We start from the raw sequence: 7,350 nt of genomic DNA, 5'->3' as shown, positions 1-7,350 counted from the left end.
CGGCTCCTACTGTAATTGGGGTGCCATGACCACCACGTCCAACGTACGAAATGACTTACAGAAAGTAAACGTATATGATTATACGAAAATGGGTATGCGTGCAACTACGATCAAATCATTCGGCGTATACATGGGGGATTTTGTCACAACAGGTATTAGTACAAAATTCAATACAGGAACTGTCGTCAGCTGCCATTGCAATATTAGTGGACCCGACTTTCTTCCCAGATTTATTCCTGCATTTACGTGGGGTGAATTTCCTGCGGTGCAGACATACCGTTTAGAGGAGGCGAAGCGAAGTGCTCAGGCATGGATAAGTGCCAAAAATCAAGAAATTCCAGAAAATCTGGAATCGAACATGCACGCTATTTGGAAAGCGGAATCAAAAGACCGAAATTAGAGGATGCGTTTTCAGGATATTCCCGGACTTCATACGACCAAAAGACAATTAAGCCAAGCGGTGTTAACGCAACATATCGCACATGCCCAACTGTTTCATGGACCAAACGGGGGTGCGCAATTAGCCATGGCCTTGGCGTTTACTTCGTTTTTATTTTGCACCAGCAAACAAGGTGATGATGCATGCGGACAATGTCCTAGTTGCCAAAAAGTACATCGTGGTATCCACCCGGACCTTGTTTTTATGTTTCCAACGGTCACTACTAAAAAAGTGAAAGAAGCTGAATCTGATGTTTTTCTTCCCGAATGGCGGAAATTTCTATTGGATTCGCCTTACCGAACCTTACCCGACTGGCTTGCCGCCATGGGCGCAGAGGGCAACAAACAAGGTAATATTCCCGTTGAGGAAACCCGGAAATTAATCCCTAAAATCAGCCTTAAACCATTTGAAGCAGATTTTAAGGTCGTGCTCATTTGGAACCCCGAATCATTAAATTTATCCTCTGGAAACGCATTATTAAAAACACTAGAGGAACCGCCCAAATCCACCTTATTTTTGTTGGTCTGCGCTGATGCTCAAAAACTACTAACGACCATTCTTTCACGCACCCAACGCGTTTCGATTCAGGCCGTTGACGAAGCAGATTTGGTCACTTATTTAATTGAAAAAGAAGGTGTCGATACGGATCGTGCACAAAATTTAGCGTACAGCGCCGAAGGAAATATTGCCTGGGCATTGGATAAAGCAAAAACAGAAAATCTCAGTACATCTACCTGGTTTGCCGATTGGATGCGCGCCGTATACAGTAAAAATTTAAGCAAATTAGCTTCGCTTGCCGACCAATATGATGGTTTGCAAAAAGAAGAACAAAAAGGGCTACTCGAGTATGCATTACATATTTTCAGGCAGTGTTTGTATCAAATTGCGGATGCGCCTACCTTAATTAAGGCACTGGAAAAAGAACGAAGCTTTATTACCAATTTTTCAAAAATCTTAAACCGTGAGGCGATTGAACACATCAGTGAACAATTGTCTACTGCATATTATCATTTAGAAAGGAATGGTCGTGCGAAAATGATTCACCTCGATTTATCTTTGCAAATTATCCGAATTGCGAATGCAGCCAAAAAATAACATCCGTATCGGAACGCGAAATTCCGCGTTAGCCCTGTGGCAAGCAAACCACATTGGTCAGTTACTCGAAGCTGTAGGTATGACCTATGAACTTATCGCTATTCGCACCATTGGTGATAAAATTCTCGATCGCTCATTGGCTAAAATTGGCGCAAAAGGTGTATTTACAGAAGAATTAGAAACCATGTTACGAGCAGGGGAAATCGACATTGCGCAACATTCTGCCAAAGATCTTCCTTCCACATTAGCCGATGATCTTCCACTCATCGCATTCACGGAACGTGAGGCGGCACATGATGTGGTAATGAGTATGAACCCATCTATTCGCTTGGGGCAATTAGCCCCTTTGCGGATTGGAACTTCGTCTACGCGCCGACGGGCATTTTTGGCCCATCATTTTCCACAGCATGTAGCGGTAGAGATGCGTGGAAATTTACAAACGCGACTTGAAAAACTAAAAATTGGGGAATGTGATGCCATGTTACTTGCTTATGCCGGTGTACATCGGATGGATATGGAGGACTTCATTGTGGAACATTTGTCTTTGACAAATTTCGTTCCTGCTGTAGGTCAAGGAAGTGTTGCGATTCAGTGCTCAACTCAGCTTAATGCAGATACTCGCCATGCAATTCGCGAGGCATGTAACCATATGGACACGGAACGTTGCATTTTGGCAGAACGCAGTGTATTAGCTCAACTAGATGGAGGGTGCAGTGTTCCCGTTTATGGTCATGCCAAACTTGTTAATGGTCAAATTAAACTTCAAGCGGGTGTACTGAGCTTGTCCGGAGATCAGCAAATTGAGTCGGATGCTTCGGGGATAGACCCTGTGTCAACGGGAAATCAAGTAGCAAACGATTTAATTAACAAAGGAGCACAAACATTATTAAAAGAAATACGCGTACAATTAGCTTCTCAATCATGAAAAAAACGATTCTAATCACGGGTTCAAATGGTCTTTTGGGACAAAAACTTGTTGAATTGTTGGTTCAGCAACCTAATGTAAACTTACTGGCTACAGCAAAAGGCGAAAATCGACTACCCGATGCAACGGGGTATCGGTATGTTTCCCTCGATATTACGAATGCGGAAGAAATCAACGCCATATTTGAAAACTTTAAACCCAATGTGGTCATACATACGGCGGCGATGACGAATGTAGATACTTGCGAAACGGATCAAGAAGGCTGTGAGTTATTAAATGTAACCGCTGTAGCTTATTTAATTGAAGCTTGTCAAAAGCACGACACGTTTCTATGTCATTTGTCGACCGACTTTATTTTTGATGGAGCAGATGGGCCGTATACAGAGGAGGCAACACCTAATCCAATCTCCGTATATGGGGCGAGTAAATTGCGCGCAGAAAAATTAATTGAAGCCTCATCTATCCGTTGCGCGATTGCCCGTACCGTCTTGGTATTTGGAATTGTCGCAGATATGAGCCGTACCAATATCATTTTGTGGGTTAAAAAGTCATTAGAAGAGGGGAAACAAATTAATGTAGTGACAGATCAATTTCGCACACCTACCCTGGCTGAAGATCTCGCGATGGGGTGTTGGCTCATCGCCCAAAAAGAAGCACAAGGAATATTTAACATCTCAGGCTCTGACTTTTTAACACCGTATGAGATGGCAATTAAAACGGCCCACTTTTATGGACTGCCTACTGACTTAATCCAACAAGCTGATTCGTCTACCTTTTCACAACCGGCGAAACGCCCACCGAGAACTGGTTTTATCCTTGATAAGGCAAAACGGGAATTGGGTTACCGACCACGCACTTTTGATGAGGGGATTGCATTGATGTCGCAACAAATCACCAAATAGTTTATTCGATGCTGCTTGGCACTTGGGTAGCAACTTCTTTATTTTCTTCTTGCAAGGTTTCCCAAAGAAGGTCTTTTAGCTCTTGAATTCCTGTTTGTGTAATGGAAGAAATAAATACCAATGGAAGATCTTTAGGCAGACTTTCGCGCATTTCAGGCTCCATTTCAGGAATAGATAAATCCATCTTAGAAACAACTAAAACGCGGCGTTTATGTAATAATTCGGGATTGAATTTAGTTAATTCGCCAACAAGAATTTCGTATTCTTTTCCCCAGTTCGCTGCGTCTGATGGAATCAGAAAACATAGGATAGAGTTACGCTCAATATGGCGTAAAAAACGCAATCCAAGGCCTTTCCCTTCAGCAGCACCTTCGATAATACCGGGAATATCGGCGACAACAAATGATTTGTAATCACGGTACGCAACCACACCTAAATTGGGTACTAGGGTGGTAAATGGATAATCAGCAATTTCTGGTTTTGCTGACGAAAGGACAGAAAGTAAGGTTGATTTTCCAGCATTAGGAAAGCCAACTAATCCAACGTCTGCTAAAACTTTCAATTCCATAACCACCCAGCGATCTAGTCCTGCTTCGCCTGGTTGTGCATGGCGCGGAGACTGATTGGTAGATGATTTAAAATGCGTATTTCCTAAACCTCCACGTCCGCCGGCCAACAATAATACTTTTTGACCTTCTTCGGTTACTTCAGCAAGAAACTCGTTTGTTTCTGCATCTTTAACAATGGTACCTAAGGGCACCTCAACAAAAATATCTTCTCCTTCAAGGCCTGAACGACGACCACCTTCGCCACCTTTACCATTATCGGCAATGACATGTTTTTGAAATTTCAGATGCAGTAAGGTCCAATGTTGGGAATTGCCAACTATATAAACGTGACCACCACGACCGCCATCGCCTCCGTCTGGCCCACCTTTGGGCACGTGCTTTTCACGACGAAAATGGGATGAGCCACTTCCTCCGCGTCCAGAACGCAGGTTTATTTTGACGTAATCGATGAAATTTGAAGTCATTAGTTAGTTGTTAGTCAGTAGTCAGTAATCAGTGGTCAGTTAGTCCGAAGTGAATGAGTCCGCAGGTATGCTCTATAATCTCTTCACTCTACTCTTTACTTTTTACTTTCAATAATGGAAAGAATCTGCCCAAAAATCACCTCAATCTCACCTACCCCATTAATACCCGTAAATTTCCCTTGGTTGGCATAATAGCCAGCAACAGGGGCAGTTTTTTCCATATATTCTTGCACCCGCTTGCGAATTAATGATTCGTTTTGATCATCTGGTCTACCAGATGATTTACCACGTTCTAAAAGTCTTTGGGTTAATTCCTCCTCAGCAACCTCTAACGCGATCATTTGCGTGATGTTCAACGAGTGGCTCGCCAAAAGCGAATCTAGCGCTTCCGCCTGCGCGACTGTACGCGGAAAACCGTCGAATATAAATCCAGCAGCAGCCTTATTCTCGTTCAATTTATTTTCGATCATGCCGATAACAACAGCGTCAGGAACCAAAATACCTTGATCCATTAGTTTTTTAGCTTCTAATCCTAATGTGGTGCCAGCAGAAATCTCTGCGCGCAACAAATCACCTGTGGATAGGTGTATTAAACCGTATTTTTCAATGATTTTGGCCGATTGAGTTCCTTTGCCTGCCCCTGGAGGCCCGAATAAAACTAAATTTAACATAAAAAATGCGCGGAAAATTCCTTTGATTAAGTGAAAAAATCGTAGAACCACAAAGGTAAACAAAGGATTCAGATTATACTATTTATCAGGAAACCGAAAACAATAAGATTATCAATTGATTACGTGTTTATTATTTATATAAATAAAATTTATCAAAATAATTATATAAAACATTTTGCATTAACTAATTTATTATTTTACTTTGACTTCTTAATACGTCGGCACATTAGGCTAATTGGTCGGCAAACACTTAAACTAACATAATTTATGAAAAACAATTTCTACCTAAGCCGAGTGGTCTTTGCGATGGTGTTGATGTTATCCGTAACATGGACAGCATTAGCTCAAGACCGAAAAATTACGGGTTCAGTCCAAGACGCCAAAGGCGGGGGAATTCCCGGAGTATCTGTTGCAGTCAAAGGTACGACGACTGGAACAACAACGGACGTAAATGGAGCCTACTCCATTTCAGTTAAGACAAATAATGCGGAACTCGTATTTAGTTCGGTAGGATTTGTGACGAAAACATCATCTGTAGCGAATCGTTCAACTTTGAACATTGTCTTGGATGAAGATGTAAGCCAATTAAGTGAAGTAGTTGTTACTGGTTACACCTCCCAACGTAAAAAAGATATTACGGGAGCGGTAGCGGTAGTAAGTGCCAAAGAATTATTAGCGGTACCAGCAGCATCCGTAACGCAAATGTTACAAGGACGTGCAGCGGGTGTTACCGTTGGTAATGACAACTCCCCTGGTGGAGGAACGATGGTACGTGTTCGTGGATTTGGATCTACAAACAACAACTCACCATTATATGTAATTGATGGCGTACCTACACAAGGTACACTAAACCAAATCAACCCAAATGATATTGAGTCAATGCAGGTATTGAAAGATGCATCTGCGGCTTCTATCTACGGAGCACGTGCTGCGAATGGTGTTGTTATCATCACAACAAAACGTGGTGGAGAAGGTGAGCCAAAAATTAATTTTGACATGTACACGGGTACTCAGCAAGTGGGCAAGCTTTTGAATTTAATGAATACGAAAGAATTAGGTCAATATTTCTACGAGTCATCAATTGGCGCAGGCAGACCAGCAGGTTTTTCTCCTTCTGCTCAATACCGATTTGCACCAGATGGAACGCAAACGATCGCGGATTACATTTATCCGAACGTGTACGGAGCATTGCCAGCTAACTTTACGTATACAAATGACATCGCTAACCCAGAATTGGGAAAAACTGCTTGGAACATTACGAAAGCCAACAAAGAAGGTACGGATTGGCAGCGTGAAATCTTTGGCCCTGCTAAAATTTCTAACTATCAGTTAGGAGCAACAGGAGGATCAAAGTATGGTAAGTATGCAATTTCTGCTAGTTATTTCGACCAAGAAGGTATCTTGAAATATACAGGATACAAGCGTTACTCAGTTCGTGCGAATACAGAATTCAAAAAAGGAGCTATCACGTTTGGTGAGAACTTTACGGTTTCATACGACGAGCGTCAAGGTGTACCTAGTGGAAACAATAGTGAATCGAATCCAATCATGTTTGCTATTCGTATTCAGCCTATTATCCCCGTTTTTGATATTACAGGAGGTCCAGTAGCATTAGGAGGAACAAATACTTCATTTTTAAATGGTTTTGCTGGTCCACGTGGTTCAAACTTAGGAAATGCACCTAATCCATTGGCTCGCCAGTATAGAGAAAAAGATAACCCTGTTACAGCGACACATATCTTTGGTAATGTATTTGCTGAAGTAGAAATCATTAAAGATTTGAAAGCGCGTACAAGTTTAGGTTTTGAATACAATAACTTTAATAGATCGGAGTTTTATAATCGTGATATTGAAGCTGCCGAAGCGCGAAATGTGAGCAGCTTAACGGTTAGCAATAACTTTGACCGTGCAATTACTTTTTATAATACCTTGAATTATGCAAAAACAATAGGAGATCATAATTTTAATGTATTAGTAGGTACGGAAGCTGTGTCAACTTATGGAGTTGGCTTTGGAGCGCAGCGAAGTGGTTTTGCTTTTGATGATTTTACTTATCGTTACCTAAACAATGGATCTGCCGCAGGTCTAGCTAATGCGGGTGCAGGTGCCACGATTACGGCTTTGTTTTCTCAGTTTGGAAAAGCAAATTATTCATACAAAGAATTCTTATTAGCGGATTTTACGATACGTAGAGACGGATCATCTCGTTTCTCTCCAGCTTATCGTTATGGTGTATTCCCTGCATTCTCTGTGGGAGCTCGTCTTTCTGAATTACCCTTGTTGAA

General features: G+C 41.8%; 6 protein-coding genes and 1 pseudogene. 5 read left to right on the top strand and 2 right to left on the bottom strand.

Features of this window, described 5'->3' with window-relative positions:
- The 4 genes and pseudogenes from ACIQ6T_RS11045 to ACIQ6T_RS11030 all read left to right on the top strand — a co-directional run.
- A pseudogene (locus ACIQ6T_RS11045) lies at positions 1-400 on the top strand (hypothetical protein); the annotation flags it as partial.
- Between the two features lie 3 nt (positions 401-403).
- A complete protein-coding gene (locus ACIQ6T_RS11040) occupies positions 404-1,534 on the top strand; it encodes an ATP-binding protein (protein WP_395786360.1) in 1,131 nt (376 codons plus the stop codon).
- A complete protein-coding gene (gene hemC, locus ACIQ6T_RS11035; protein WP_395786358.1) occupies positions 1,518-2,459 on the top strand; it encodes a hydroxymethylbilane synthase in 942 nt (313 codons plus the stop codon). The genes ACIQ6T_RS11040 and hemC overlap by 17 nt, the downstream gene beginning before the upstream one ends.
- Positions 2,456-3,361: an SDR family oxidoreductase gene (locus ACIQ6T_RS11030; protein ID WP_395786356.1), complete on the top strand. Its 906-nt coding sequence runs from the start codon at positions 2,456-2,458 to the stop codon at positions 3,359-3,361. Before hemC ends, ACIQ6T_RS11030 begins: the two co-directional genes overlap by 4 nt.
- A gap of 1 nt (position 3,362) precedes the next feature.
- Here the strand turns inward: ACIQ6T_RS11030 and obgE are convergent, their stop codons facing one another.
- Both obgE and ACIQ6T_RS11020 read right to left on the bottom strand, forming a co-directional pair.
- On the bottom strand, positions 3,363-4,394 hold the full coding sequence (obgE, locus tag ACIQ6T_RS11025; RefSeq protein WP_395786354.1) for a GTPase ObgE: 1,032 nt from the start codon (positions 4,392-4,394) through the stop codon (positions 3,363-3,365).
- Positions 4,395-4,489: 95 nt separating this feature from the next.
- Entirely contained in the window at positions 4,490-5,065 is a 576-nt protein-coding gene (locus ACIQ6T_RS11020) for an adenylate kinase (RefSeq protein ID WP_395786352.1), read from the bottom strand.
- 267 nt (positions 5,066-5,332) lie between these two features.
- Here ACIQ6T_RS11020 and ACIQ6T_RS11015 point away from each other — a divergent pair.
- Positions 5,333-7,350 (top strand): SusC/RagA family TonB-linked outer membrane protein (locus tag ACIQ6T_RS11015; protein ID WP_395786350.1); only part of this gene is annotated, 2,018 nt, incomplete at its 3' end.

This window comes from Aquirufa sp., assembly GCF_044377215.1.
Classification (GTDB): Bacteria; Bacteroidota; Bacteroidia; order Cytophagales; family Spirosomataceae; genus Aquirufa.
Note: the sequence above shows the minus strand (reverse complement) of the source record. Positions and strands in the feature narration are given on the sequence as shown.

Bases quoted from the DNA above. Each gene is read 5' to 3' on its own strand.
- ACIQ6T_RS11040 (WP_395786360.1), top strand. From the start codon at position 404: ATGCGTTTTCAGGATATTCCCGGACTTCATACGACCAAAAGACAATTA.
- hemC (WP_395786358.1), top strand. From the start codon at position 1,518: ATGCAGCCAAAAAATAACATCCGTATCGGAACGCGAAATTCCGCGTTA.
- ACIQ6T_RS11030 (WP_395786356.1), top strand. From the start codon at position 2,456: ATGAAAAAAACGATTCTAATCACGGGTTCAAATGGTCTTTTGGGACAA.
- obgE (WP_395786354.1), bottom strand. From the start codon at position 4,394: ATGACTTCAAATTTCATCGATTACGTCAAAATAAACCTGCGTTCTGGA.
- ACIQ6T_RS11020 (WP_395786352.1), bottom strand. From the start codon at position 5,065: ATGTTAAATTTAGTTTTATTCGGGCCTCCAGGGGCAGGCAAAGGAACT.